General features: G+C 65.0%; 25 protein-coding genes. 17 read left to right on the top strand and 8 right to left on the bottom strand.

What is annotated here, in order from left to right; all coding sequences use genetic code 11:
- The first annotated feature begins 56 nt into the window (after positions 1 to 56).
- The 7 genes from E2481_RS12380 (at position 57) to E2481_RS12350 (ending at position 8,027) form a co-directional block, all read left to right on the top strand.
- On the top strand, positions 57 to 4,277 hold the full coding sequence (locus tag E2481_RS12380) for an LAGLIDADG family homing endonuclease (RefSeq protein WP_136717464.1): 4,221 nt from the start codon (positions 57 to 59) through the stop codon (positions 4,275 to 4,277).
- Positions 4,277 to 4,582 carry a DUF7854 family protein gene (locus E2481_RS12375; RefSeq protein WP_136717463.1) on the top strand — a complete coding sequence of 102 codons (306 nt, stop codon included), beginning with the start codon at positions 4,277 to 4,279 and terminating at the stop codon, positions 4,580 to 4,582. The genes E2481_RS12380 and E2481_RS12375 overlap by 1 nt, the downstream gene beginning before the upstream one ends.
- A gap of 70 nt (positions 4,583 to 4,652) precedes the next feature.
- The gene (locus tag E2481_RS12370; protein ID WP_136717462.1) at positions 4,653 to 5,246 is read left to right on the top strand and encodes a DUF7504 family protein; all 594 of its coding nucleotides are present in this window, start codon (positions 4,653 to 4,655) and stop codon (positions 5,244 to 5,246) included.
- A 65-nt stretch (positions 5,247 to 5,311) separates the two neighbouring features.
- Positions 5,312 to 5,650, top strand: coding sequence for a DUF7855 family protein (locus E2481_RS12365; protein WP_136717461.1), 339 nt, complete (start codon positions 5,312 to 5,314; stop codon positions 5,648 to 5,650).
- Positions 5,647 to 6,462: a DUF7856 family protein gene (locus tag E2481_RS12360; protein ID WP_250137813.1), complete on the top strand. Its 816-nt coding sequence runs from the start codon at positions 5,647 to 5,649 to the stop codon at positions 6,460 to 6,462. Before E2481_RS12365 ends, E2481_RS12360 begins: the two co-directional genes overlap by 4 nt.
- A gap of 30 nt (positions 6,463 to 6,492) precedes the next feature.
- Positions 6,493 to 7,362 (top strand): DUF7857 domain-containing protein, encoded by an 870-nt coding sequence (locus E2481_RS12355; protein ID WP_136717460.1) that lies wholly within the window; start codon positions 6,493 to 6,495, stop codon positions 7,360 to 7,362.
- A complete protein-coding gene (locus E2481_RS12350; RefSeq protein WP_136717459.1) occupies positions 7,359 to 8,027 on the top strand; it encodes a MinD/ParA family ATP-binding protein in 669 nt (222 codons plus the stop codon). Before E2481_RS12355 ends, E2481_RS12350 begins: the two co-directional genes overlap by 4 nt.
- On the opposite strand, the gene E2481_RS12345 is transcribed toward E2481_RS12350, so the two are convergent.
- Positions 8,003 to 8,866, bottom strand: coding sequence for a transcription initiation factor IIB (locus tag E2481_RS12345; RefSeq protein ID WP_136717458.1), 864 nt, complete (start codon positions 8,864 to 8,866; stop codon positions 8,003 to 8,005). The genes E2481_RS12350 and E2481_RS12345 overlap by 25 nt on opposite strands.
- A gap of 159 nt (positions 8,867 to 9,025) precedes the next feature.
- A complete protein-coding gene (locus E2481_RS12340; protein WP_136717457.1) occupies positions 9,026 to 9,796 on the bottom strand; it encodes a hypothetical protein in 771 nt (256 codons plus the stop codon).
- 119 nt (positions 9,797 to 9,915) lie between these two features.
- Between E2481_RS12340 and E2481_RS12335 the strand changes: the two genes are divergently transcribed.
- The 3 genes from E2481_RS12335 (at position 9,916) to E2481_RS12325 (ending at position 12,176) form a co-directional block, all read left to right on the top strand.
- Positions 9,916 to 10,425 carry a DUF7858 family protein gene (locus E2481_RS12335; protein ID WP_136717456.1) on the top strand — a complete coding sequence of 170 codons (510 nt, stop codon included), beginning with the start codon at positions 9,916 to 9,918 and terminating at the stop codon, positions 10,423 to 10,425.
- A 120-nt stretch (positions 10,426 to 10,545) separates the two neighbouring features.
- A complete protein-coding gene (locus tag E2481_RS12330) occupies positions 10,546 to 11,487 on the top strand; it encodes an NAD(P)H-binding protein (RefSeq protein ID WP_136717455.1) in 942 nt (313 codons plus the stop codon).
- Complete coding sequence (locus tag E2481_RS12325; protein ID WP_136717454.1) at positions 11,484 to 12,176, top strand: DUF7530 family protein; 693 nt, start codon at positions 11,484 to 11,486, stop codon at positions 12,174 to 12,176. Before E2481_RS12330 ends, E2481_RS12325 begins: the two co-directional genes overlap by 4 nt.
- A gap of 24 nt (positions 12,177 to 12,200) precedes the next feature.
- Here the strand turns inward: E2481_RS12325 and E2481_RS18725 are convergent, their stop codons facing one another.
- The 3 genes from E2481_RS18725 to E2481_RS12315 form a co-directional block, all read right to left on the bottom strand.
- The gene (locus E2481_RS18725; protein ID WP_250137812.1) at positions 12,201 to 12,374 is read right to left on the bottom strand and encodes a DUF5786 family protein; all 174 of its coding nucleotides are present in this window, start codon (positions 12,372 to 12,374) and stop codon (positions 12,201 to 12,203) included.
- A 273-nt stretch (positions 12,375 to 12,647) separates the two neighbouring features.
- Positions 12,648 to 12,935 (bottom strand): DUF5789 family protein, encoded by a 288-nt coding sequence (locus E2481_RS12320; RefSeq protein ID WP_136717453.1) that lies wholly within the window; start codon positions 12,933 to 12,935, stop codon positions 12,648 to 12,650.
- Positions 12,936 to 13,055: 120 nt separating this feature from the next.
- Positions 13,056 to 13,883 (bottom strand): ArsR/SmtB family transcription factor, encoded by an 828-nt coding sequence (locus E2481_RS12315; protein ID WP_136717452.1) that lies wholly within the window; start codon positions 13,881 to 13,883, stop codon positions 13,056 to 13,058.
- A gap of 129 nt (positions 13,884 to 14,012) precedes the next feature.
- On the opposite strand from E2481_RS12315, the gene E2481_RS19015 reads away from it, so the two are divergent.
- Positions 14,013 to 14,144 carry a DUF7859 family protein gene (locus E2481_RS19015; protein ID WP_256867899.1) on the top strand — a complete coding sequence of 44 codons (132 nt, stop codon included), beginning with the start codon at positions 14,013 to 14,015 and terminating at the stop codon, positions 14,142 to 14,144.
- Positions 14,145 to 14,218: 74 nt separating this feature from the next.
- The gene (locus E2481_RS12310; RefSeq protein WP_136717451.1) at positions 14,219 to 15,319 is read left to right on the top strand and encodes an aminopeptidase; all 1,101 of its coding nucleotides are present in this window, start codon (positions 14,219 to 14,221) and stop codon (positions 15,317 to 15,319) included.
- A gap of 418 nt (positions 15,320 to 15,737) precedes the next feature.
- Here E2481_RS12310 and E2481_RS12305 read toward each other — a convergent pair whose 3' ends face one another.
- On the bottom strand, positions 15,738 to 16,649 hold the full coding sequence (locus E2481_RS12305) for a DMT family transporter (protein ID WP_136717450.1): 912 nt from the start codon (positions 16,647 to 16,649) through the stop codon (positions 15,738 to 15,740).
- Between the two features lie 166 nt (positions 16,650 to 16,815).
- Here E2481_RS12305 and rpl18a point away from each other — a divergent pair, with 166 nt between their 5' ends.
- The 5 genes from rpl18a (at position 16,816) to E2481_RS12280 (ending at position 22,361) form a co-directional block, all read left to right on the top strand.
- The gene (gene rpl18a, locus E2481_RS12300) at positions 16,816 to 16,989 is read left to right on the top strand and encodes a 50S ribosomal protein L18Ae (protein WP_136717449.1); all 174 of its coding nucleotides are present in this window, start codon (positions 16,816 to 16,818) and stop codon (positions 16,987 to 16,989) included.
- Positions 16,986 to 17,456, top strand: a complete 471-nt coding sequence (gene pfdA, locus E2481_RS12295) for a prefoldin subunit alpha (protein ID WP_136717448.1) — start codon at positions 16,986 to 16,988, stop codon at positions 17,454 to 17,456. Before rpl18a ends, pfdA begins: the two co-directional genes overlap by 4 nt.
- Before the next feature lie 6 nt (positions 17,457 to 17,462).
- Positions 17,463 to 18,590, top strand: a complete 1,128-nt coding sequence (ftsY, locus tag E2481_RS12290) for a signal recognition particle-docking protein FtsY (RefSeq protein ID WP_136717447.1) — start codon at positions 17,463 to 17,465, stop codon at positions 18,588 to 18,590.
- 809 nt (positions 18,591 to 19,399) lie between these two features.
- A complete protein-coding gene (locus E2481_RS12285; protein WP_136717446.1) occupies positions 19,400 to 20,803 on the top strand; it encodes a signal recognition particle protein Srp54 in 1,404 nt (467 codons plus the stop codon).
- Positions 20,804 to 21,146: 343 nt separating this feature from the next.
- A complete protein-coding gene (locus tag E2481_RS12280) occupies positions 21,147 to 22,361 on the top strand; it encodes a PGF-CTERM sorting domain-containing protein (protein ID WP_169302434.1) in 1,215 nt (404 codons plus the stop codon).
- Positions 22,362 to 22,385: 24 nt separating this feature from the next.
- Here the strand turns inward: E2481_RS12280 and E2481_RS12275 are convergent, their stop codons facing one another.
- Positions 22,386 to 22,601 (bottom strand): YgaP family membrane protein, encoded by a 216-nt coding sequence (locus tag E2481_RS12275; protein ID WP_136717444.1) that lies wholly within the window; start codon positions 22,599 to 22,601, stop codon positions 22,386 to 22,388.
- A 64-nt stretch (positions 22,602 to 22,665) separates the two neighbouring features.
- Positions 22,666 to 23,016, bottom strand: coding sequence for a DUF7322 domain-containing protein (locus tag E2481_RS12270; RefSeq protein ID WP_136717443.1), 351 nt, complete (start codon positions 23,014 to 23,016; stop codon positions 22,666 to 22,668).
- Positions 23,017 to 23,193: the final 177 nt, after the last annotated feature.

Below are 23,193 nucleotides of genomic sequence, written 5' to 3'. Positions count from 1 at the left end.
CCAGTGCGCCTTGCGAAACTTCTTACCCGAGTGCGCACAACCCCTGCATCACTGCAATGGCACGTGCGGAGGACACCGAGGTAATCGATCTCTTCGAGGAGTTCTATCGCAACTACTGCCGCAACGAGATCGGTGACCTCGCCCAGAAATACCCCAACGAGAAGAAATCCCTCTACGTCGACTGGCAGGAACTGTACCGGTTCGACCCGGACCTGGCCGACGACGTTCGCAACCATCCCGATCAGTTTCAGGACTACGCGGAGGAGGCCCTGCGCCTGTACGACCTGCCCGTCGACGTGAAACTCGGGCAGGCGCACGTCCGGGTCACGAACCTGCCCGAAACGACGGAGATCCGCCAGATCCGCGCCGACCACCGCGGCATGCTGATCAGCGTCCAGGGCATCGTCCGGAAGGCCACGGACGTCCGACCCAAGGTCACCACCGCCGCCTTCGAGTGTCAGCGCTGTGGCACCCTGACACGGATCCCCCAGGCCGCCGGCGACTTCCAGGAACCCCACGAGTGCCAGGGCTGTGAACGGCAGGGGCCGTTCCGCATCAACTACGACCAGTCCGAGTTCGTCGACGCCCAGAAGCTCCGGGTCCAGGAGAGTCCCGAGGGGCTTCGCGGCGGGGAAACCCCGCAGAGCATCGACGTGAACATCGAGGACGACATCACCGGCGAGGTCACGGCCGGCGATCACGTCCGCGTTTCGGGCGTCCTCCAGCTCGACCAGCGCGGCCAGGGCAACGAGAAGTCCCCGATGTTCGACGTGTACATGGAGGGCCACGCCGTCGAGATCGAGGACGAGCAGTTCGAGGACATGGACATCACCGACGAGGACAAAAAGGAGATCGTCGCCCTCTCGGAGCAAGAAGACATCTACGAGCAGATGGTCGAGTCCATCGCCCCTTCGATCTACGGCTACGAACAGCCCAAGATGGCGATGATCCTCCAGCTCTTCTCCGGCGTCACGAAGCACCTCCCCGACGGTTCCCGGATTCGGGGCGACCTGCATATGCTGCTCATCGGGGACCCTGGTACCGGGAAGTGTCTGAAAGGCGATGCGAAAGTGACGCTTTCAAACGGAGAACGAGTACCGATTCGCGAACTCGTAGAGGAGAATCTCGACGATTCGAAGCCGATTGATGATGGCGTTTACGATGAGATCGATATCGAAGTCCCGTCGTTGACTGCCGACGGACGAATCGAGCAGAAACGGGCAACGAAAGTCTGGAAGCGGGAGTCCCCGGAGCGGATGTATCGTGTCGAGACGGCGAGCGGACGCGAACTTGAAGTGACGCCGTCACATCCACTCTTCGTCCAGTCTGACGGTCAGTTTGCTTCACTTCCGGCAGAAGATCTCGAGGAGGGGACATTCATTGCGACTCCTCGATCCATCCAGACGTCCGCTGATGACACATTGATAACTGAGTACACCGCTTCCGAGTCACCAAACGCCGTCAGACTTGACTTACCCGACGAGTGGACTCCTTGGTTGGCTCGCCTCGTCGGCTACATCATCGCAGAGGGGCACGTCACGTACGAGGACGGCCGAGGGGACGTTCGGGTTACGAACGAGGACCAGGAGGTACTCGACGATACGGCCGAATCCCTCGACCGCCTCGGACTGAACTACTCGGTTACCGCATCACGGCCCGAGAAGAGCGCAAAGGTCGTCCGCTGTGGGTCTGGCGAGTTCGCAAGTTTCCTCTCGAATCTCGAACCCGCGATTCTAGACGGGTCTGCCCAACAGCGAATCCCCGAGCCGTTGTTCCGAGCGAGTACTGAAATCAAGACGGCGTTCCTGCGCGCCTTCATCGAGGGGGAAGGTCACGTTTCGACAAAACAGCGTGAACTTACCGTTGCTTCGATGAGTCGAGAATTACTCGAAGGTGTCCGTTCGCTCCTGCTCTCGCTTGGTATCTCCTGTACCATCGAACCTCGACACAACGATAGCTACCGACTCAGGATTAGCGGTGACGACTTCTCCGAGTACGTTACGTCGGTTGGATTCGTCACTGACAGGAAACGCACCGCCAGTGAAGCGTTCGAGGGGGTCCCCCGGAACACGAATACAGATATCGTGCCGGACGTAGGCGAGGAGCTACGCCGAATCCGTCGACGATTGGCCCTTTCCCAATCGGACTGCGGGCTTCCCCGAACCACGTACCAGCACTACGAACGCGGCGACCGAAATCCGAGTCGTGACAGCCTTCGGACCGCCGTCTCGGCTTTCGAAGATCGTCTCGCGTGGCTCCACGAGGCGAGAGAACGGGTTATCGAGCGAGACTGGGACGCGATCGAGACGATTCGTCGTGAGCTATCCATCTCGCAACAGGCTCTCGCCGAAGGGATGGAAATCTCTCAGGGCGCTATCAGTTACTACGAGCGCAACGAGGCAGTCCCGGATGGAGGACATGTCGAAGATGCGGCGGACGTCGTTCTTAACCGCATTGACTCTGCCCTCTCCGTCGAAGATGATGTCCGCGCCCTCCGTAACCTCGTAATGAGCGATGTCAGATGGGACCGCATCGAGGCGATAGAACCCGTCGAACCGGACTACGACTGGGTCTACGACCTCGAAGTGGCCGGGACGCACAACTACCTCTCGAACGGTGTCGTCTCGCACAATTCGGCCATGCTTCAGTACATTCGGAATATTGCGCCACGTTCTGTCTATACGTCAGGGAAAGGCTCCTCCTCTGCAGGGTTGACGGCCGCAGCCGTTCGCGACGATTTCGGTGACGGCCAGCAGTGGACACTGGAGGCTGGAGCGCTTGTACTGGCCGATCAGGGCATCGCTGCGGTCGACGAGCTCGACAAGATGCGGTGTGTAACCGGAGACACACTGGTTCATCTGGGGAACGGTCGCATTTCACGTATCCGTGACCTTGCCCACGAGGCGGCAGCGGACGGGACTATCGAAGAACTATCAAACGGTCGGACGATCCGAGATCTCGACTACGAAGCGTGGACGATGACCGAGGACGGGCAACTCGTCCGTCGGCCAGTGACGGCGATCCACGAGTACGATTCGCCAGCAGAACTCACTCGTGTCCGTCTCCAGAGTGGTGAGACACTGACTGCGACACACGATCACCCATTCTTCGTATTCGAGGACGGCGAACGCGTCGAGAAACCGGCGTCGGCTCTCGATGCAGACGACTTGGTATACGTGCCCAAGGGCGGGACTCTGACTTCGACTGATGGGGGCTCTGTGCAGTTGTCAGTGCGGGCCGGCGGCGAGGATGTCGAACTCGTTCGGGTAGCGGACGTACAGACTACCGACGACCACGAGTTTGAGAGTGTATACGACCTGACTGTTGACGGAAATCATAATTTCGTTGCCAATTGCATGGTCGTCCATAACTCCGAGGACAGGTCTGCTATGCACGAAGCATTGGAACAGCAATCTATTAGTGTCTCTAAGGCTGGTATCAACGCCACGCTGAAAAGTCGATGCTCACTCCTCGGAGCGGCCAACCCAAAGTACGGGCGCTTCGACCAGTACGAACCCATTGCCGAGCAGATCGACCTCGAACCGGCGTTGATCTCGCGCTTCGACCTCATCTTCACGGTGACGGACAAGCCCGACGAGGAGGACGACCGGAACCTCGCGGAACACATCCTGACGACCAACTACGCGGGCGAACTCAACACGCACCGCGAGGAGACGAGCGCCTCCGATTACACCGAGGAGGAGGTCGCGCGGGTCACCGACGAGGTCGCGCCGACGATCGACGCCGAACTCCTGCGGAAGTACATCGCGTACGCGAAACGGAACGTCTACCCCACGATGACCCAGGAGGCAAAGGAGACGATTCGGGAGTTCTACGTCGACCTGCGCTCGCGGGGGACCGAGGAGGACGCGCCGGTGCCGGTAACAGCCCGAAAGCTGGAGGCGCTGGTTCGACTGGCCGAGGCGAGTGCTCGCATCCGACTGTCCGACACGGTCGAGGTCGGGGACGCCGAGCGGGTCATCGAGATCGTCCAGACGACGCTGGAGTCGATCGGGATGGACCCCGAGACGGGCGAACTCGACGCCGACGTCATCGAGACGGGGACCTCCAAATCCCAGCGCGACCGGATCAAGAACCTGAAGACGCTGATCGGCGAGATCGAAGAGGAGTACGACGAGGGGGCACCGATCGAACGGGTCCTCGAGCGTGCCGAGGAGGCGGGGGTAGAACCGTCGAAGGCGGAACACGAGATCGAGAAACTCAAACAACAGGGTGAGGTGTACGAGCCGAGCCACGACCACCTGCGGACCACGTGATGGACCGGATCTCTGCCCTGCGGAACGTCGAGGAGGCGCTGGCGGCCTTCGAGAGCGGCGAGGCGGACCTCTCGGAGGCCGAACGCCGCGTTCGCGGCGTTCTGCGGACCTACGCGACGGAGTTCGAGGGTGAGCTGTCGGCCTATCGGGCGAGCGGTGAATCCCGTGTCGACGGGATGGTGGTGATGGCGACGGGCGAGGGACAGGCACGCGAGCGCGTCCGGTCGTTACTCGACGCGGCTGGTGAGGACGTCGAGTTCGACGTCGAAGAGATCACGGCGGCTGGCACCGGCGAAAAGCGGTGAGCCTGAAATCACCCGAAGGATTTTAGCGACGACAGCTAACATACAGCCAACGGATTCGGAGCAACGCGAGATGCAAGACCTGCACGATCAACTGGGGGATGCGACGAACGTGTTGCTGGGTGCACCGTCGATGAGTGGGGGGACTGACGAGGTCTGTGTCGACCTGCTGAGCCAGGGGTCGCCCGACGAGGTCAGTGTCCTGTGGGTGTCGTTCACGAAACCGGCCAGCCAGTGTCTCGAACAGTGGCGGGCCCACCACGACGCCGACCCCGCCAGCTTCGGAGCCATCGTCGTTGGCGACACAGTCGGGTCGGGGGAGGCGGGTGATATCGACTCACGGGCGATCAAGCACGTCTCGAACCCGAGCGACCTCACCGGGATCGGTATCAAGGTCGGGGAGTTCGTCTCCGGCCGCAGCGAACAGATCGCCGTCTGCGTCGACTCGCTGACCTCGCTGCTCCAGTACGTCGACCTGGAGACGGCCTACGAGTTCCTGCACGCCTTGACGGGGCAACTCTACAGCGCCGGGGCGGTCTCGCATTTCCACATCGACCCGACGGCACACGACCAGGCGACGATCGACACTGTGCTCTCCCTGTTCGACGCCAGCGTCGACCTCCGCGACGGCGAGCCGTCGGTACGGTCGCGCTATCCTCTGGAGTGAACCACGGCGAGCGCGTTCTCCACCGTTTGGATAGATTTTTGACGTGTCCAGGGGCGGGCTAACGTGTGCTGCTGGTCGTCACGTACTCGCGCGCCGCCCGCCGGACACTTCGGAACGCCTGCAAGACCCACGAGGAGACGGTCGTGCGGCGTTTCGGCCGCGCGGCGCTGCTGGCCGACACGGAGTTCGGGGCTTTCCTCGCGTTGCGACTCCGGGCCGTACACGGTAGCGACGTTCAGATCGAGCGGACGCGACCCTTAAACGAGTTCGAGGCGGTCCCCGAACCCGTCCGCGAGGCGGCCGACGCCTACGCCGACCGCGATCATCCCAGCACGCCCTACGCGAAGTTCGCGGTCGGCACCGATCACCCCGACCCCGAATCGATGAAAGCGCGGGACCTATGAAAATCACTCACGACGGAACTGTTCTCCGTGGTCGTGCGCTGGATGTCCGGGACCTCGACGTGTCGGGCCGAGACGTGGTTGCGGCCGTCCGCGGGGCGGCGTCGCCGGTGGCCATCGACGCGCCGACACCGGGGGCGATCCACGAGCGGGTCGGGTACGTCCGGCCGGGGATGGGGCTCTCGACACGGACGGCGCTGGCAGTCGCGGCACGCTCCCTGGGGCACTCGGCCCCGCAGGACGACGAGATCGCCGCCGTCGAGGTGAAACTCTCGGCGCTATCGTGTCCGTCAGTCTCGACGCGGGCAGCGAGAAAGGCGGCGAGTGACCGGGGGACCGAGACCGAACGGGTACGCGAGCGCGTCGCGGAACTGCGCGGGCGCGTCCAGGCCGCGCGCGAGCGGGGCGAGGAGCCGGCGGAACTGGAAGCCGAACTCGCGACGGCCGTCCGGGAACTCTCGGAGGTCGAAACGGCGGCGGCCGCGGCACGCGAGACGCTCGTGGCCGCACGCGAGGACGCTCGCGAGGCACGGGACGCCCGTGAGCGGCGCATGCGACTGGAGGACCGACGCGCGAACCTCGAACGGGCGGCCCGCGCACAGCTCGTCGAACGGGTCGACGGAGCGTACGCCGACGCGGTTACGGCGGTCCCCGGTCCGACGCCGGCCGACCCATTCAAGGCCGACCCGGTGACGGCGGCGCTCGCGATCGGGCGCGTGGCGGACCTGGCTGCCCCGGTCGTGCTCGAATGTGACCGGTTCGAGAGCGAGGGGGCGGCGGCGTCGTGGCTCGACGCGCCGGTCGTCCGGCTGTAATTTAAGTCCGAAACCGCGGCCAGACGGCGTATGGTTTCGCTCACCTGTACGGCGTCACAGGAGCAGGGAATCACGCTCGTGACCGGCCGGATCGAGAACCCGGACCGGCCGCGACGCGTCCGCGTGGAGAACCGACTGGACGGCCCGGTCTGGCCGCCGCGACGACGGGGCGTCCCGGCCGCGGGCTGGTCCGACGCGTGTTTCGAGTGCGTACTGGCCGCCGGGGAGACGCGGGCGCTGGGCTACGCCAGTCCAGCCCCGCCGGCGGACCCGCCGCTTGCCGTCGTCGAGGCGGAACCGGTCGATCCCGAGTCGGTCGACGATACCTTCGAACCGAAGTCGGCGGTGCCGTCGGTCGACGAGACGCCAAACGGTGTCGTTCGCGAACTCGGCTCGCCGCGGCCGCCGCGGGACGCGGTTCCGGTCCCCGACGCCGAGGAAGAACTGTCGACCACCGACTCGGAAGCGAACGCCGACGGGACGTCTGAGGCTGCCGAGGACACCGTCCCGGAGACGGCGGGGGAGCCGTCCGGAACTACGAGGGGAACTCCGTCGGAACTGTCGGAAGACCCGTCGGCCGATTCGGGGGCAGGGACGACGGATCGTGGCGACGACGTCGAGACGCGGCTGACCGACTCCGGTCCCGAAGCGGTGGAGGACTGGTTCGCGGCCGTCGAGGCGCGTCTCGATCTGGCAGACGCGCTGTCGGGCACGACGCGGCTGTCGGCGGTCGCGGACGCACTCGCCCGGGCCGGTGGGCTCGACGGCGTTCGCGACACTGCCGACCGGCTCGACGCCGACGCCGAGGACCTGCGTCGCGTCGCCGAGCGGGCCAGCGCGCTCGCGGACCGTGCGGAGACGGCCACCGTTCCGGTCGAACCCATCGAGCGCCTCCAATGATCGTCGCCGTCATCGGCGGGAAAGGTGGCGTCGGGAAATCGACCGTCGCGTACAACCTGGGTGCGGCCCTTGACGCCGTAGTCGTCGACGCGGACCTCGGGATGGCGGACCTCCCCGCGGAGCGCGGGCCGGACCTCCACGACGTGCTGGCCGGTCGTGCCAGTCCGGTCGAGGCGGTCCGGGAGGGGACGCCGGTGGCACTGCTCCCCTGTGGCCGGTCGCTGGCTGGGGCACGAGCGACCGACCCCCGAGAACTCGTCTCGGCCGTCGAAGCCGTCGAAGCGGCGTACGGCGCGGTCGTCGTCGACTGCCCGGCGGGTATGGGCGGTGATGTGGGACTCGCACTCTGTGTGGCCGAGGCCTGCGTGCTCGTGACGACTCCCACGGCGGCCGCGCTCTCGGACGCGGTTCGGGCGCGCGCACTCGCTCGCGAACTCGACGCCGGACTGGTCGGCGTCGTCCTGAACCGGGCCGACGGGACTGGCTGTCGAGACCGCATCGCGCTCGAACTCGGTGCGCCCGTGACGCCCGTGCCGCCGTCGCCGTCGCTGGAGCGCGCACAGGCTGATGGGATGCCAGTGACGCAGGCGGCACCGGAGAGTACGGCTGCAGAACGGCTTCGGTCAGTCGCGGCGTCGGTTCAGTCCTCGCTTACGTCCTTGTAGGTCGCCCGGAGCGTGACGGGCGTGACGTCGGCGACCTCGGCGGCGGCAGCCTGCGTGAGGTCGTGCCCGCGGTCGAGCGCGGCGGTGTACAGACAGCCTGCGGCGACCCCCGAGGGATTCCGGCCGCTGACGAGGTTGCGCTCGGTGGCCTCGGCGACGAGTTCCCGGGCGCGGCGCTCGACTGCCTGGGGGAGGTCGAGTTCGCTGGCGAACCGCGGCAGGTACTCCGAGGGGTCGATGGGACCCGTCGGGAGTCCGAGTTCCCGGTTCAGTGCGTCGTAGGCCGCCGTGAGTTCGGCCTCGCTCGCGCGGGCGACGGCGGTTATCTCGTCGAGCGTCCGGGAGATCGAGGCCGTCCGGCAGGTGGCGTAGACGGCCGCGGCGGCGAATCCTTCGAGCGAACGCCCCCGAAGCAGGTCCTCGGACTGGGCCGACTCGAACAGGACACAGGCCTGGTCGCGGACGTGTTCGGTGAGGTCAAGTTCGCTGACGAGCCGCCGGATCTCCCCGAAGGCGTACACCTGGTTGCGGTCCCGCTTCGAGGAGATCTGAGCGCGGTTGTGCTGGCGGCGCATCCGGGCGATCTGCCGACGCTTTCGGCCTTTCAACCGCGTTTCCCGCCCGATCTCGGTCGACAACCCCCGGTCGTGTCGGCTCCGGGTCAGCGGTGCGCCCGTCCGCTCGCGGTTCGTCTCGTCGTCCGCGAACGACCGCCACTCGGGCCCGCGGTCGATGTTGTCCTCGTCGACGACGAGCCCACAGCTGACACAGACAGTCTCTCTATCCCCCTCACGGAGCTGTCCGTCGCATTCCGGACAGCACTGTGAAATCGTTTCCATCGTACATTCGGAACTTCTCGCCGAGTAGTATTTAAAGAGACGACGAAACCCCGGATTTCGGGTCGAACTCGGCATCCGAACGTACCGGTAACCGGTACCTTCCTGCCGACCATGGGCCGTGCCGTCGGGTGGTCAATCGTCTCGGAGTCTCCTCGGGAGTCAGAAACGGTCGATCCCGTCGCCGGACAGCACGCCGAGCGTCTCCCCGACGGACTCGAACTCCTGGGCGATGCGTTCGAAGGCAGGATCGTCCTCGAAGGCGAGCGTCGTCGGTCGCGACGGTCGGAACCTCGCGGCCAGTCGGCTGAGAAAACCCCGTTCGGTCGCGTCCCAGGCCAGGTGAATCCGACGGCGTTCGCGGTCGAGGGTCACGGACGCGAGGTTCGAGAGGGAGAAGGCGGCGTCGTCGACTGTCACTGCCGGCGGGTCGAGCGCGTACTCGCGGCCGTCGGCTCGCCACTGCACTATCGGGGTCGCCTCGAAGAGTCCGACCGGATAGTCCCCGGTCTCCCGCTGGATGTCCTCGACTGCATCGTCCGTTCTGCTCGCGTCGAGTTCGACGAGTCGGTCGTCCGGCCGATACACCAGGAACGGGATGTCGGCCCGACGCAGGACGATGCCTTCGACGGCAGCGATCTCCTCGAACTGTCGCACGTCGAGCAGTTGTGCGAGGTGGGCGGCACCCTCGGGGATCTCTCCCCGGTACTGGCCGTCGGCCACGAGGTCGAACGCCTCGCCGATGTCAGCGAGCGATCCCAGCGACACGCCAGCGATGTGGTCGGCGTCCAGGTACACGTCGACCGACGTGGCGTGATCGAGGGCCGCGAGCACGGCGGTGTGACAACTCACGAGCGCGTCGCGCTCTGGGTCGTCCAGCCCCCCGAGGACGAGGACGTGCGTCGGCTCGATGTGCGGTACCTGTGTGGCCACGTTCGGACGCTCGCACGTCGGCGGCTTGAGGGCACCGACTGACGGTGCCCCTCGTGGACCGGGTGCTGGATCGGTCCAGATCACGAACATTTTTCAGGGAGATGGAGAAAGCTCCGAGTATGGGGCTGTCGGACATCGCGGCGGGGGTCGAAGTGACTGCCGAGCAGCGCGACTGTGGTGTCGCGACCGTCGACGAGACGGACGCGCCGCTGTCCGAGCGGCTGGCCGAGTACGAGTCGGTGCTGCCCTGCGACGCCGAGGCGGCGGCGACGGTCGTCGACGTCTACGCCGAGGGTCGGGCGATCGGGGCGGCCGCTCGCGTAGCGGGTATCGCGCCGACGACCGCCGCCAAGACGCTGCACCTGCTGGGCGAGCAGGTCACGCCGCTCGGTCCGACGGCCAGAGACGTTATTCGCGACTGGTTGCACGGGGACCTCGCCCGCACTGAGGCGCTGGAACTGACCGGCGCGACCGAACGCGAGTTCGCGCTCGCCGCGTACGTCGAGACGCACGACCCGATTCCCGACGCTCGGGAGGCCGTGGCCGCGGAGTTGTCGTCGGGACTCGGTGAGGGGGACGATCCACTGGCGGAGACGATGAGTGGTGTTTCCGACCTGCGCGAGTCGTAGACGAGCGCTCTGTGGGAAACACCACGAGTGAGTAGCGTCAGTGACCTGCGCGAGTCGTAGCCGAGTGGCCGACGTTGCGTGTGGACCCACAGTTAAGTCGCGTCGGTCCTGCTAGCTGGTATGCGCGTGTTGGTGACGGGTGCGACGGGCTTCGTCGGTGGTCGACTCGTTCCCGAACTGCTGGCTGCAGGGCACGAGGTCTGTATTCTGGCCCGGGACCGAACCGGATACGACGGTCCCGAGGACGTCGAGGTATTCGAGGGCGACCTGCTGGAGCCGGGGAGCTTCGACGCCGCGCTTCGGGACGTCGAGGCGGCCTACTACCTCGTCCACTCGATGCGGACGGGGGCGGACTACGCCGAACGCGACCGCGTGGCCGCCCGGAACTTCGTCGAGGCCGCCGACGACGCGGGGATAGAGCGGGCCTTTTACCTGGGTGGTCTCGGGGAGGAACGGGACCACCTCTCCCAGCACCTCCAGTCCCGACGGGAGGTCGAGAGCGTCCTGCAGGAAGGCGAGTTCGAACTGACGAGCCTCCGGGCGGCGATCATCATCGGTCAGGGGAGCGCCAGTTTCGAGATGGTGCGCCAGCTCGCGGTGCGGCTGCCGGTGATGGTGACGCCGCGCTGGGTCGCCACGCGCTGCCAGCCCATCGCTATCGACGACGTGATCGCGTATCTCGTCGGCGCGCTGGACGAACCCGAAACCGCGGGGCGGACCTTCGAGATCGGTGGGCCCGAGGTGTTGACCTATCAGGAAGTAATGGCGCGGACGGCCAGGGTCGTCACGGGGCGGAAACCGGTCATCCTGCCGGTGCCGGTGCTGACGCCGAAGCTCTCGGCGTACTGGGTGAACCTCGTGACTGACGTGCCCAAGTCCGTCGCCTATCCGCTCATCCTCGGGCTGAAAAACGCCGTGGTGGTACACGACGATAGCATTCGCGAGTACCTGCCCGTGGAGCTGACACCGTTCGAGACCGCGGTCGCGAAGGCGGTCGCAGACCCGGCGATCGATCCAGCGTCGACGGACGAGCCGGCGGCCACGGCGGGTGACGGGGAGTGACCGAGCCGGAGTACGGCGACACCTGGGCCTACGAGAGCATCATCGGCGCGCTTCCGGGACTCTCCCTCTCGACCCGGCTCGCCGTGGCCATCCAGTTCGTCCTCTTCGAGGGCGCAGTGTTGGTGCTGGCGGCGGTCTACGACGTCTGGATGGCCGTCCCTGCGGCCACGGCCGCCGTGGTCGTGGCGACGGCCGGCAGCGTCGAGATGGTTCGCATCGGCCGCCTCGTGCGCGGGGAGGCCGTTCCCGAGCCCTATCGACGACTGCTGTTCGGGTCGAGCATCGAGATGGTGCTCTCAGTCCTGGCCTACGTCGCCCTGGTCACGCACCTGTTCGTGTTCGCGCCGCGGTACGCCGAGGCGTCGCTGCTGGAGGGGCTCCTGGGGTCGGAGCCGCCGGTGCTCGTGGTCTATCTCACGCTCCTTGTCCTGTGGGACGTCTGCTATCGCATCGGGACTGGCTGGTGGGCGAGCGTCGCGGCGCTGTGGCGGTCGGTCCGCTTCGAGTTCGACCGCGAGACCGCCGCGGCGCTCCAGCGAGCGGACGCCGAGACAATGGGGTTCGGACTGTTACAACTCGTGTTAGTCCCGTTCCTCGCGGACTTTCCGGTGCTGGCGACTGCGGTGGTCGGTCACGTGGTGGCCGTCACGCTGGTGACTGGCGTGTCGATTCTCCTCCTCCGACGGTAACGGACAGAACAACTCCCGGAACCGCTACTCGGATTTGATCTGCTCGAACTGGTCGAGCAACTCCTCGGTCGACTCGCCGCTGTCGTACTCGATGGATCCGTGATAGTTCGTCCGCTCGTCGTCGAAGTCCGCGTCGACCTCGCTGTTTTTCCGCTCACGCCGTTCGTGTTCTTCGTCGTCGTAGGCTCCCATCGACATTGGTACTCACACTCATACTAATCGGCAGCCACCTATGAATGTAACGGTGGTCTGTATTCGGATCCCTGAATCCCGGAGAGCGGTCGGGAGCGTGCCGACGTGAGGGGGTCGTGGCAACGACAACCAGACTGGTGCGTGGCTATAAATCACGACGTCGAGTGAGACGACGCTGGTCCCGTTTCAGCTGGGCTCGCCGACGATCAGATCGCTGAGTCGGACGCTATCGAGTCCCGTACGGACGGTGGAACCAGCCGTTCTAGCGGAAACGGGCGCTCAGAAGGAGATCTGCTCGTGGCCGTCCTCGCCGATACAGGACGGGTCCCGGTCGCTGTACCCTTTCCGGCCGATGGCGTTGTTGCTCATGGCGTTCATCGTGGCCATCTGGAGCTCCTCGTACCGCTCGAACGTCTCGGAGTCGAGTCGGCTCAGCACGGTTTCGAGCGTCTCGTTGCCGTTGGGCAGTTCGAGTTCCAGGTCACCGTACTCGTCGATGACTTCCTCGGTCGTCGCCGGATAGCTGTGGGCTCCCACCGTCTCGTCCAGGGCACTCAGGAGTCGCATGCTACAGGATCGTTCAGGATCGTTCATAAACTTTCTCTATCTATTCTTCGGATGCGATTGGTTCCCACTAGACTGTTTAAGGACAGTGTGCCGAGAGGAAATCGTCCGCGGGCCGGGCCGTCAGTTCGCGACGTACCAGACACCGGCGACGACGGCCAGGGCGGTGACGCCGCCGAGGAAGAAGAGCACGCCCGGTTCGAGCGCCATGGCGGCGGCCGCGGCGTCCGGCCCGCTCGACCCGGCGGTGTCGGTGACGTTCTGGACGGTCTCGTTGGCCGCCTCGGTCGCCGTGCGTGCGGTCTCTTCGGCAGCCTCTCTCGTGTCCGGGGGGGAGTCGGTCGAGGTCGGCTCGCTGGCGATCCCGATACCGCCGTCCTCGGTGCCGTTGGCCCCGGTGGACTCGGGTTCGCTCGTCGGCGTCTCGGTACCGTTTCCGCCGGGTGCGGGGCCGGGAGCGCCGCTTCGGTCGCCGGGACCGCCGCCTCCGCCACCGCCGAAGAGGTTCACGATGCCGTCGCCGAACACTTCCTGGATGGCGACGCTGGCGAGCGCGATGATCCCGAGGCTGCCGAGAAAGCGCGAGAGGGCGGCGCGCAGGCCCGAGGACTGGTTCTCGTCGCCGGCGAAGATGACCAGGGGCTGGTCGGCGGGGGCGTAGACGTTCATCTCGCGGCCCTTCTCGGAGTAGATCTGGTCGATCACCTCGATTGCGCCGGCGTCTTCGAGTTTGTTCAGGTGATACTGGGCGTTCTGGAGGGAGGTGTCGACGCGGTCGGCCAGTTCGGCGGGCGGTGCGGGGTCCTCGTGGAGCGCCGAGAGCACTTCCCGGGCGGTATCGGAGGTGAGCGCGGAGAGGACGTCGTCGGCGTCGTCGGAGTTGACGTCGATGACACGGGGTTCGGTCTCCTCGACCGCCGACGTGTCCGGCTCGGAGGGCAGGAGCGACATCGTCGGCCCGTTTGCTGTCAAAGGGCATCAACTTTGTTCCTTTCTTCGCCCTCGTGGGAACCATCGTCTCGGGGGACGACCCTACCGGACGTCGAAACGTCTTTGCCCTCAGGACGGGAACCGGCCGGTATGGTTGACCCGATCCTGGTGGGGATGGTCGGTCTGATGCTCGCGTTCGTCTTCGCCGTCTATCTGTTTCTCCGGCGGATCGCGACCGGGTTCAAAGAGGGCGTCGAGCAGAGTCGCGACGGCAGGCGGTGAGAGCCGGCGACCCCGCGAGCGGCCGCGGTGTCACATCCGTAAACGGTTTTCACACACCGCCCCAGGGCTTCGGTATGGATCCACGTATCCGCGAGCACGCGCAGGTGCTCGCCGACGCCATCGACTTGGATGCCGGCGACGACCTCGTCATCAAGTCCGAACCCGCCGCGGACGACCTCGTGGTCGCGCTGTACGAACTCGCGGGCGACCGCGGAGCCAACCCGCTGGCGATCCGGACGAACCGGAGCGGCCGCGCCATCCGGGGGTACCTCCGGGCCGCCGACGGGGCCGGCGTCGAGTTCGAGACGCCCGCCCACGAGCAGGCGCTGGTCGAAGCCGCCGACTGTCACGTCGTCATCCGCGCCAACGAGAACGTCACCGAGACCTCGGACGTCGACAGCGAGGTCACCTCCGAGTACGACAAGGCCCACAGCCCCATCTTGGACGAGCGCCTCTCCGATCGCTGGACGCTCACCCAGCACCCGACGCCATCGAACGCCCAACTGGCCGAGATGAGCACCGAGGCCTACGAGAACTTCGTCTACGACGCGGTCCTCAAAGACTGGGACGAACAGGAGGCCTTTCAGGAACACATGGTCGACATCTTAAACGACGGCCAGCAGGTCCGCATCGTCTCCGGGGAGACGACGGACGTGACCATGTCCATCGCGGGCAACGTCGCGCTCAACGACACGAACACCCACAACATCCCCGGCGGCGAGGTGTTCACCGCGCCCGTTCCCGAGTCCGTCGAGGGCGAAGTCCTCTTCGACAAGCCGGTGTACCAGAACGGCAAGGAGGTCATCGACGCCCGGCTCGTCTTCGAGGACGGCGAAGTGGTCGAGCACAGCGCCTCGAAGAACGAGGACACCCTCACGTCCATTCTGGAGACTGACCCCGGCGCGCGTCGCCTGGGCGAACTCGGTATCGGGATGAACCGCGACATCGACCGGTTCACCTACAACATGCTGTTCGACGAGAAGATGGGCGACACCGTCCACATGGCCGTCGGCCGGGCCTACGAGGCCAACGTCGGCGAGGACAACGAGCAGAACCAGAGTGCCCAGCACGTCGACATGATCGTCGACATGAGCGAGGATTCGCGCATCGAAGTGGACGGCGAGGTCGTCCAGCGCGACGGTGTGTTCCGGTTCGAGGACGGCGAGGGCGAGTGAAACGAGCCCTCGTACTGGAGCGGTGAGCGAAGCGAACCGTGGAGGAAGGCGAGGTCTGAGCGGAGCGAAGACCTCGGATACCGAGCGGTGACCGACGGGAACCGCGAGGACGGGTTCGAAGGATAGCGTGGTTCGAGCGGTAGCGAGAACCACGGAGATGCGAGCGGGGAGGCACGACTCGCGAGATGTGGCGCGGTTCGAGCGATAGCGAGAACCACGGAGATGCGAGCGGGGAGGCACGACTCGCGAGATGTGGCGCGGTTCGAGCGATAGCGAGAACCACGGAGATGCGAGCGGGGAGGCACGACCCGCGAGACGTGGCGCGGTTCGAGCGGTAGCGAGAACCACGGAGATGCGAGCGGGGAACGGAGTGACCCGCGAGATGTGGCGCGGTTGCGCTTTTGCCGCGAGGACGTGACTACGGACTGCCGACGCCGGTGGTGGTGACCGCGTTGCGGATCGCCCGGCGTTTCACCATGACGAAGCCGACGGCCACCAGGCCGAAGCCGACGAGCGTCAGCGCGCCGATGGTCTCGTTGAGGACGAACACGCTGACGACGGTCGCGACGACGGGGACCAGATACGCGACCAGCGCCACCTCGAAGGCGCCGTGTTCTTCGAGGATCGTGAAGTAGATCAGGAAGGCGATGGCGGTCGAGAAGACCCCGAGGTAGAGTACGACCCCGATCACGGTCGGGGCGGTGACCTCGGCGCCGGGGACTTCCCCGGTACCCAGGCTGACGAGGTGCAGGACGACGGCACCGACGAACATCGACCACCCCGTCAGCGGGAGTCGGTCGATGGTCGGTCCCGCTCGCTGGACCAGGACGCCGCCGAGCGCGACGCTGGCCACCTGCCCGACGATGATCAGTCGGCCGACGGTGTTGCCGGCCAGCAGGTTCGATGGGTCGGGCTGGACCACGAAGCCGATGCCGAGGAATCCGACGAGGACGCCGAGCGAACCGACGGTCGAAAGTCGTTCGCCGAGCAACAGGAGCGCCCACAGCGCGGTGATGATGGGGACGAGCGCCTGGAGGATGGCGGCGACGCCGCTCGGGACGGTCTGCTGGCCGATGAACAGGAGCCCGTTGCCGGCCACCAGGAAGAGGCCGCCGCCCGCGATGGCCGCCAGGTTCTCGTGGCCGGTGGGCCACCACCCGTCGGTCCGAACGACGGCGTAGGCGAGCAACAGGACCGCTGCCACGTCGTAGCGGAAGGCCGCGAACAAAAGCGGCGGGAGGTACTCCAGTCCGACCGTGATCGCGGGGAAGGACAGTCCCCACAGTACCGCCAGGAGGACGAAAAGCGACGCGTCGAGCGTTCGTGACACGTTCGTGGGTTCCACCGGGTGATCAAATCGCTGGCGATTCCGCTCGCTGCGGTGCGAGCCAGCGAGCCGCTCGGTTCACGTCCGGTCCCCGGTCGAGTGCTCGGCGTCGGTGGGGTGGGAGCCGAGAACGACAAGGTTCTTCCCCGTCGATGCCGCATCCATGGGTATGACCGAGTTTACTGTCAGTGGTCGCTGGCAAGCCCGCGACGGCTGGGAGACGTTCGAGAAGGACATCGAGGCCGAAAACGAGGACGTAGCCACCGAGCACACCTACACGGAGTTCGGGTCGAAACACGGCCTCAAGCGCACGCAGGTAGAAATCGAGGAGGTCGCCCAATGAGCCTCGGTGGCGGCGGTGGCGGCGGCCAGCTTCAGCAGCTCGCAGAAGAGATCCAGGCGCTCGAAGAGGAGATCGAGACGCTCGAAGGCGAAATCGACGACCTGCAGGACGAGAAACTGGCGGTCGACGAGGCCATCGAGGCCATCGAGACGCTGGACACGGGCGAGACGGTGCAGGTCCCGCTCGGCGGCGGCGCGTATCTCCGCGCGGAGATCCAGGACATCGACGAGGTCATCGTCAGCCTCGGTGGCGGCTACGCGGCCGAACGCGGCCAGGACGACGCAGCCACCACGCTGGAGAACAAGAAGGACACGCTGGACGACCGCATCGAGGACATCCGCTCCGAGATCGCCGAGATCGAGTCCGAGAGCGAGGAACTCGAACAGCAGGCCCAGCAGATGCAACAACAGCAGATGCAACAGCAGATGGCCCAGATGCAGGGACAGGAAGAAGGCGGCGACGAATAAGGCGACATGTTCGACGGACTGAAAGACAAGCTCAGCAGCTTCAAGAAAGACGTCGAGGAGGAAGCCGAGGTCGAGGAGGAAGACCTCGACGAGGACGCCGAGCCGACGGCGAGCGAAGCTGACCCGGACGCCCCGGCTGAGTCCGAGGCCGACGCGGCCGTCGACGCCGAGGGCGCGGAACCGTCCGATAGCGACGAGGAGACTCCGGACGGCGAGTCCGATGACGACGGATCGAGCGACCGCGGCCTGATGCAGCGGGCGAAACTGGCCGCGACCGGGAAGAAAGTCATCGAACCCGAAGATCTGGAGGGGCCGCTCGAGGACCTCGAACTCGCTTTGCTGTCCTCGGACGTGGAGATGAACGTCGCCCAGGACATCCTGGAGGGCATTCGCGAGAACCTCGTCGGGGAGACCCGAGCGCAGGTCAAGACGACGGGCCACGTCGTCGAGGAGGCGCTTCACGACGCGCTGGTCGACGTCATCAGCGTCGGCCAGTTCGACTTCGACGAGCACATTGCGGCGGCGGACAAACCCGTCACGATCATCTTCACCGGCGTCAACGGCGTCGGGAAGACGACCACCATCGCGAAACTCTCGCAGTACTTCGAAGAGCGCGGGTTCTCGACGGTGCTGGCAAACGGCGACACCTACCGCGCCGGCGCGAACGAACAGCTCCAGCAACACGCCGAGAACCTGGACCGGAAGATCATCTCCCACGAGCAGGGGTCGGACCCGGCAGCGGTCATCTACGACGGCGTCGAGTACGCCCGGGCCAACGACGTGGACGTGGTCCTCGGGGACACGGCGGGACGCCTCCACACCAGCAACGACCTGATGGACCAACTGGAGAAGATCGACCGCGTCATCGACCCGGACATGACGCTGTTCGTCGACGAGGCGGTCGCCGGCCAGGACGCCGTCAATCGCGCCAGGGAGTTCAACGATGCCGCCGAGATCGACGGCGCAGTGTTGACGAAAGCGGACGCCGATCCCCAGGGCGGTGCGGCCATCTCCATCGCCCAGGTAACCGGCAAGCCGATTCTCTTTCTCGGGACCGGCCAGGACTACGACGACCTCGAACCGTTCGACCCGGAAGTAATCGTCGACCGACTGCTGGGCTTCGACGAGGAGTAGCACCCCCACTTTTTACTCCCTCGGGTTTCCTCACTCGCGCCGTCGGCGCTCGTTGCGGAACCACTCCGTCGCAAAACCTGGACTAAAACCGCCGGACGCTCGTTGCACTCGCGTCCGGTGAACCGGCGCGCAAGCGCGCCGGATGCTTGTGCACTCACTGTGTGTGCGAACTTAGCAAGAAGTGATGACGACCCAGAACGCCGAATGATATCATTCTCGCTCCAAGTCGATTATCCCGAGACGACCAGCAGCGTCGGATGTGCCACAGTGAGAAAGCATTTGCAAGTGGCGAATTCAAGTCAATCAAATGGCTAGTTCCCTATTACAGCATCCACTCCGCGATGCAGCAGCAGTGGCTCTTATTTGGGTATCGATCCATTTCTTTTTCGACCTCTTTGTGCTGAACGTAGTTATTCCGAATCATTTCACGACAATGGGAATTACGGGAATCACAGGCGGTCTCTCACTTTTCGTCTCTCTGCTCTATCTTCATGAGAGAACGTCCTGATTATGCGACTCACGGTACACAGTTGCTGAACGGATGTCACCATCGTGTGGCTGAGACACTGTACTGACCGAATCAGATGGCTCCGATTCTCGGTGTGCGACGTGCTGCATACGCGCCTTGTACTGACCACCAGCATCCGCGCGAGCGCTGCGAGCGCGGTTCACGCGACGAGCGAAGCGAAGTCGCGCCTTTTTCACCCATGTTTTTCGAGGAGTGGTTCGCCGGAGGCGAACCCGACGAAGAAAAAGATGGACTGGAAAAGGTCTTTATCTCCTGAGGGGCTTCTTCCGTGTAACTAACTATGGTACTCGATAATCTAGGGAGTTCGCTTCGGGGGACGCTCGACGACCTCCGTGGGAAATCCCGCATCAGCGAGGACGACATCGACGACGTCGTCAAGGAGATCCAGCGATCCCTGCTCCAGGCCGACGTGGACACGAGTCTGGTGATGGACCTCTCGGACTCGATCAAGACCCGCGCTCTGGAAGAGGAACCGCCCAGCAGCACGTCCGCGCGCGACTGGGTACTCCGCGTGGTCTACGAGGAGATGGTCGGACTCATCGGCGAGTCGACCGAACTCCCGCTGGAACCCCAGACGATCATGCTCGCCGGCCTCTACGGGTCGGGGAAGACGACGACCGCCGCCAAGATGGCGTGGTGGTTCTCGAAGAAGGGGCTGCGCCCCGCGATCATCCAGACTGACACCGACCGCCCCGGTGCCTACGACCAGTCCAAGCAGATGGCCGAGAACGCCGAGGTGGACTTCTACGGCGACCCCGACGCGGACGATCCCGTCGAGATCGCCGAGGACGGCCTGGAAGCGACGAGCGATGCCGACGTTCGCATCGTCGACACGGCGGGTCGGGACGGGCTGAACCAGGAACTCATCGACCAGATCGAGCGGATCGACGGGGCGGTCAACCCCGACCGGAACCTGCTCGTGATCGACGCGGCGATGGGCCAGTCGGCGAAAGACCAGGCCCAGGAGTTCGAGGAGTCGATCGGCATCGACGGCGTCGCCATCACCAAACTCGACGGGACGGCGAAAGGTGGCGGTGCCCTCGCGGCAGTCAACGAGACCGACTCGTCGATCGCCTTCCTCGGGACCGGCGAGACGGTCCAGGACATCGAGCGCTTCGAGCCCTCCGGGTTCATCTCCCGACTGCTCGGGATGGGCGACCTCAAGCAGTTGACCGAGCGCGTCGAGCGCGCGATGGAGGAGACCCAGGCCGAAGAGGGCGAGTGGGACCCCGAGGACATGCTGGAGGGGGAGTTCACCCTCAAGGACATGCGCCACCAGATGTCCGCGATGGACAAGATGGGGCCCCTAGACCAGGTGATGGACATGATCCCCGGCATGGGTGGCGGGATGATGGACCAGTTGCCCGACGACGCCATGGACGTCACCAAGGACCGCATGCGCGAGTTCGACATCATCATGGACTCGATGACCGAGACGGAACTCGAACAGCCACGCTCCATCGGGTCGAGCCAGGTCCGGCGGATCGCCCGCGGGTCGGGGACCTCCGAAGAACGGGTCCAGGAACTGCTCGAACAGCACAAGATGATGTCCAAGACGCTCAACCAGTTCCAGGGCATGGGCGACGCCGACATGGAACGGATGATGAAACAGATGGGCGGCGGCCAGGGCGGCGGCGGTATGGGCGGCATGGGCGGCGGTCCCGGCGGCCCCGGGCCGTTCTAACCCACTTTTTTACGTCGGGGGATGTCCTCGGCAGCGAAGCTGCCTGCGGGTATCCCCCATCGCAAAAACCTGGGCTAAAAACTGCTCGACGCGAACCCTGTGGGTGAGCGTCGAGTGAACCGCCGCCTCCGGCGGCGGATGCTCGTGTTCTCTTTGCGATAGTGGGATTCGAATATATCGGTATTGAATCCATTCTGTATTATTAACAATAATTTGACTGTAATGGCGACTCATAGCTGACGATAGCTGGATGCATGAGTGTTTCTCTCGGGCGCGAATGGCCAGAAACGATATATGTATGGGATTTGTCAGTCTGTATATAATGAAACTGAAAGTATCAGTGATGGCAGTATTGCTTGTCGTTTCGATGGGGGCTGCGGTCACACCTGCAACTGCGGCTACAACACAAGAGAACAACGCGAGTGCAGAGGCAGGCGCACACGTCGATTTTGAAACCAAGAGTAACGCCGTCGTCAACTACAGCGTGAACGGCCAGACAGTGGTCGAGAACCTCACGGTCCAGTCCGCGAGTGAGAACTCGAACGACGGTGGTCTCGACGTCGGTGTTGACGTCGGCTTTTCGGCGTCTGCACTGAGCCTCGCCTCGTCGCTGCAGGCCGGTGGGAACGCCGAGATCACAACTGACAGTGGTGCGACCATCGAGGCCCACGACAACCAGCGTGGTGTGATGGTGGTTCGGTCTGGCGGCGACAGTCAGGCCGTCCAGATGGGCATCTCGAAATCTTCGAGCGCCCAGAGCGAGGGTGACAAGCGGGTCGTCGTCACGAATGACAACGGGTCCCAGGCGACAGTCCTCGCGACCGGTGACGGGGCGGTCAACGTGTCCGAGGACGGGAACGTGAGCGCCCGAACTGGCTCGAACGGTGAGGTCGTCTACCGCCAGTACGAGGGTGAGCGGTCAGATGGCGACAAATCTCAGGAACAGATGATCACCAACGGGACTGCGACCGCCGAAGTGTACCTCCAGCAGGCCGCCGACTCGGCCGAGGACGGTACGGAGCGGAGTGCGAACGTCGTCCAGTACGGTGCGGACACCACAGTCGACGTGACCCAGCAGACCGCGAACAGGGTCAACGCGACAGTCGACCGCTCCCAGAGTGAGGGTCGCGCCGTCATCATAACGGTTGCTGACGAGGCCTTCGAGAACGCCGAGAACGCCGAGGTGTTCGTCGATGGTGAGGCGGCCGTGCAGGCCGACTCCTACAGCGAGGTCCAGAGCGCTACCGAGAACGGGAACTCCTCTGCGTTCCTCGTCCAGCAATCGACCAGTGCCGAAGCGACAGCGGACGTCGTCGTCGGCATCAATCACTTCTCGACACGTGCAGTCTCGCTGCAGTCCGAGGATGAAACCACGGACGATGGGGCAGAGACGACTGAAAGCGACGACTCCGAGAGCTCGACGGACGGGACCGAGACGGCGGACTCGACGGACGGCACTGACGCCGATGATTCCTCCGGGGACGGCCCTGGCTTCGGCGTGATTGCTGCGCTTACAGCACTGCTCGGACTCGCACTGCTCGCAGGCCGCCGGCTGTAAACTGCGGGCCGCGTTTTTCTCGTTCTATTCGTCGCTGGTCGTGTCGATGCCCAGCACCTCGTTTGCGCCACAGAAGCACGTCGTCGCGTTGAAGCCGAGCCCGAGCGCGGCGACGCCCGCGAGGAGGCCGGTCGACCGCTTTCCCGACCGTAGTGCGCCAACCGCGACGACGGTCAGAACGACTGCCAGTGCTGCGCGACCGATGCGATCGATGCCGCCGACGTTCTTCTCGAATGCCATGCCCTTCCGTTGGCTCTCCACGGACTTAGATTTCACTCCTGGGGAAATGGAACGAACGGCTGACTCACAGCTTCTGACGGAGGTCCCGATAGACGAGATACCGGTGGGCGGCGTACGTACAGGTCACGACGCCGATGGCGGTGATGATCGTGCCGTAGTACCGGTCGCCGCCCAGAAACACGAGCATTGGGCCGAGTGCGAGCGCGAACAGGCCGATGCGGACCACGCCCAGCAGCGCGAGCAGGCCGCTCTGGAGCGCCGGCGGGACCGACTCGTCGGTCTTGCTGCCCTCCGCTCGTCGCCGCGGTCGGATTGGCTCGGTGTACTGTGGGAACGGGTTCCGGTACTCCGGAAACGGATCCCGGTACTCCGCGAACGGTTCCTCGGGTTCGTCAGGCCAGGCATCTCCGCCCATTCGTCACGCTACGGGAGCGAGCCCCAAAACCGTTCAGCGCCGACGCTATTGGTCGGTTGCGGCCTCGTCTCGGGTTCGTAGCGAGTGCCTGCGGGCTACATCGGTTGCAGAAAACGGGTTAATTCGGCTGTGTTAGCATCCGCGGCTCGAAGCGCCGTGGTTCACTGTCAGAGTAAA

Source organism: Halorientalis salina, assembly GCF_005049285.1.
GTDB classification, from domain to species: Archaea; Halobacteriota; Halobacteria; order Halobacteriales; family Haloarculaceae; genus Halorientalis; species Halorientalis salina.
Note: the sequence above shows the minus strand (reverse complement) of the source record. Positions and strands in the feature narration are given on the sequence as shown.

What these genes read in the sequence shown, in the direction of transcription:
- E2481_RS12280 (WP_169302434.1), top strand. Translation starts at nt 21,147, where the DNA reads ATGGCAGTATTGCTTGTCGTTTCGATGGGGGCTGCGGTCACACCTGCA.
- E2481_RS12375 (WP_136717463.1), top strand. Translation starts at nt 4,277, where the DNA reads ATGGACCGGATCTCTGCCCTGCGGAACGTCGAGGAGGCGCTGGCGGCC.
- E2481_RS12285 (WP_136717446.1), top strand. Translation starts at nt 19,400, where the DNA reads ATGGTACTCGATAATCTAGGGAGTTCGCTTCGGGGGACGCTCGACGAC.
- E2481_RS12275 (WP_136717444.1), bottom strand. Translation starts at nt 22,601, where the DNA reads ATGGCATTCGAGAAGAACGTCGGCGGCATCGATCGCATCGGTCGCGCA.
- pfdA (WP_136717448.1), top strand. Translation starts at nt 16,986, where the DNA reads ATGAGCCTCGGTGGCGGCGGTGGCGGCGGCCAGCTTCAGCAGCTCGCA.
- E2481_RS12335 (WP_136717456.1), top strand. Translation starts at nt 9,916, where the DNA reads ATGGGGCTGTCGGACATCGCGGCGGGGGTCGAAGTGACTGCCGAGCAG.
- E2481_RS12345 (WP_136717458.1), bottom strand. Translation starts at nt 8,866, where the DNA reads ATGGAAACGATTTCACAGTGCTGTCCGGAATGCGACGGACAGCTCCGT.
- E2481_RS18725 (WP_250137812.1), bottom strand. Translation starts at nt 12,374, where the DNA reads ATGTCGATGGGAGCCTACGACGACGAAGAACACGAACGGCGTGAGCGG.
- rpl18a (WP_136717449.1), top strand. Translation starts at nt 16,816, where the DNA reads ATGACCGAGTTTACTGTCAGTGGTCGCTGGCAAGCCCGCGACGGCTGG.
- E2481_RS12330 (WP_136717455.1), top strand. Translation starts at nt 10,546, where the DNA reads ATGCGCGTGTTGGTGACGGGTGCGACGGGCTTCGTCGGTGGTCGACTC.
- E2481_RS12315 (WP_136717452.1), bottom strand. Translation starts at nt 13,883, where the DNA reads ATGTCGCTCCTGCCCTCCGAGCCGGACACGTCGGCGGTCGAGGAGACC.
- E2481_RS19015 (WP_256867899.1), top strand. Translation starts at nt 14,013, where the DNA reads ATGGTTGACCCGATCCTGGTGGGGATGGTCGGTCTGATGCTCGCGTTC.
- E2481_RS12320 (WP_136717453.1), bottom strand. Translation starts at nt 12,935, where the DNA reads ATGCGACTCCTGAGTGCCCTGGACGAGACGGTGGGAGCCCACAGCTAT.
- ftsY (WP_136717447.1), top strand. Translation starts at nt 17,463, where the DNA reads ATGTTCGACGGACTGAAAGACAAGCTCAGCAGCTTCAAGAAAGACGTC.
- E2481_RS12355 (WP_136717460.1), top strand. Translation starts at nt 6,493, where the DNA reads ATGGTTTCGCTCACCTGTACGGCGTCACAGGAGCAGGGAATCACGCTC.
- E2481_RS12360 (WP_250137813.1), top strand. Translation starts at nt 5,647, where the DNA reads ATGAAAATCACTCACGACGGAACTGTTCTCCGTGGTCGTGCGCTGGAT.
- E2481_RS12310 (WP_136717451.1), top strand. Translation starts at nt 14,219, where the DNA reads ATGGATCCACGTATCCGCGAGCACGCGCAGGTGCTCGCCGACGCCATC.
- E2481_RS12270 (WP_136717443.1), bottom strand. Translation starts at nt 23,016, where the DNA reads ATGGGCGGAGATGCCTGGCCTGACGAACCCGAGGAACCGTTCGCGGAG.
- E2481_RS12350 (WP_136717459.1), top strand. Translation starts at nt 7,359, where the DNA reads ATGATCGTCGCCGTCATCGGCGGGAAAGGTGGCGTCGGGAAATCGACC.
- E2481_RS12380 (WP_136717464.1), top strand. Translation starts at nt 57, where the DNA reads ATGGCACGTGCGGAGGACACCGAGGTAATCGATCTCTTCGAGGAGTTC.
- E2481_RS12370 (WP_136717462.1), top strand. Translation starts at nt 4,653, where the DNA reads ATGCAAGACCTGCACGATCAACTGGGGGATGCGACGAACGTGTTGCTG.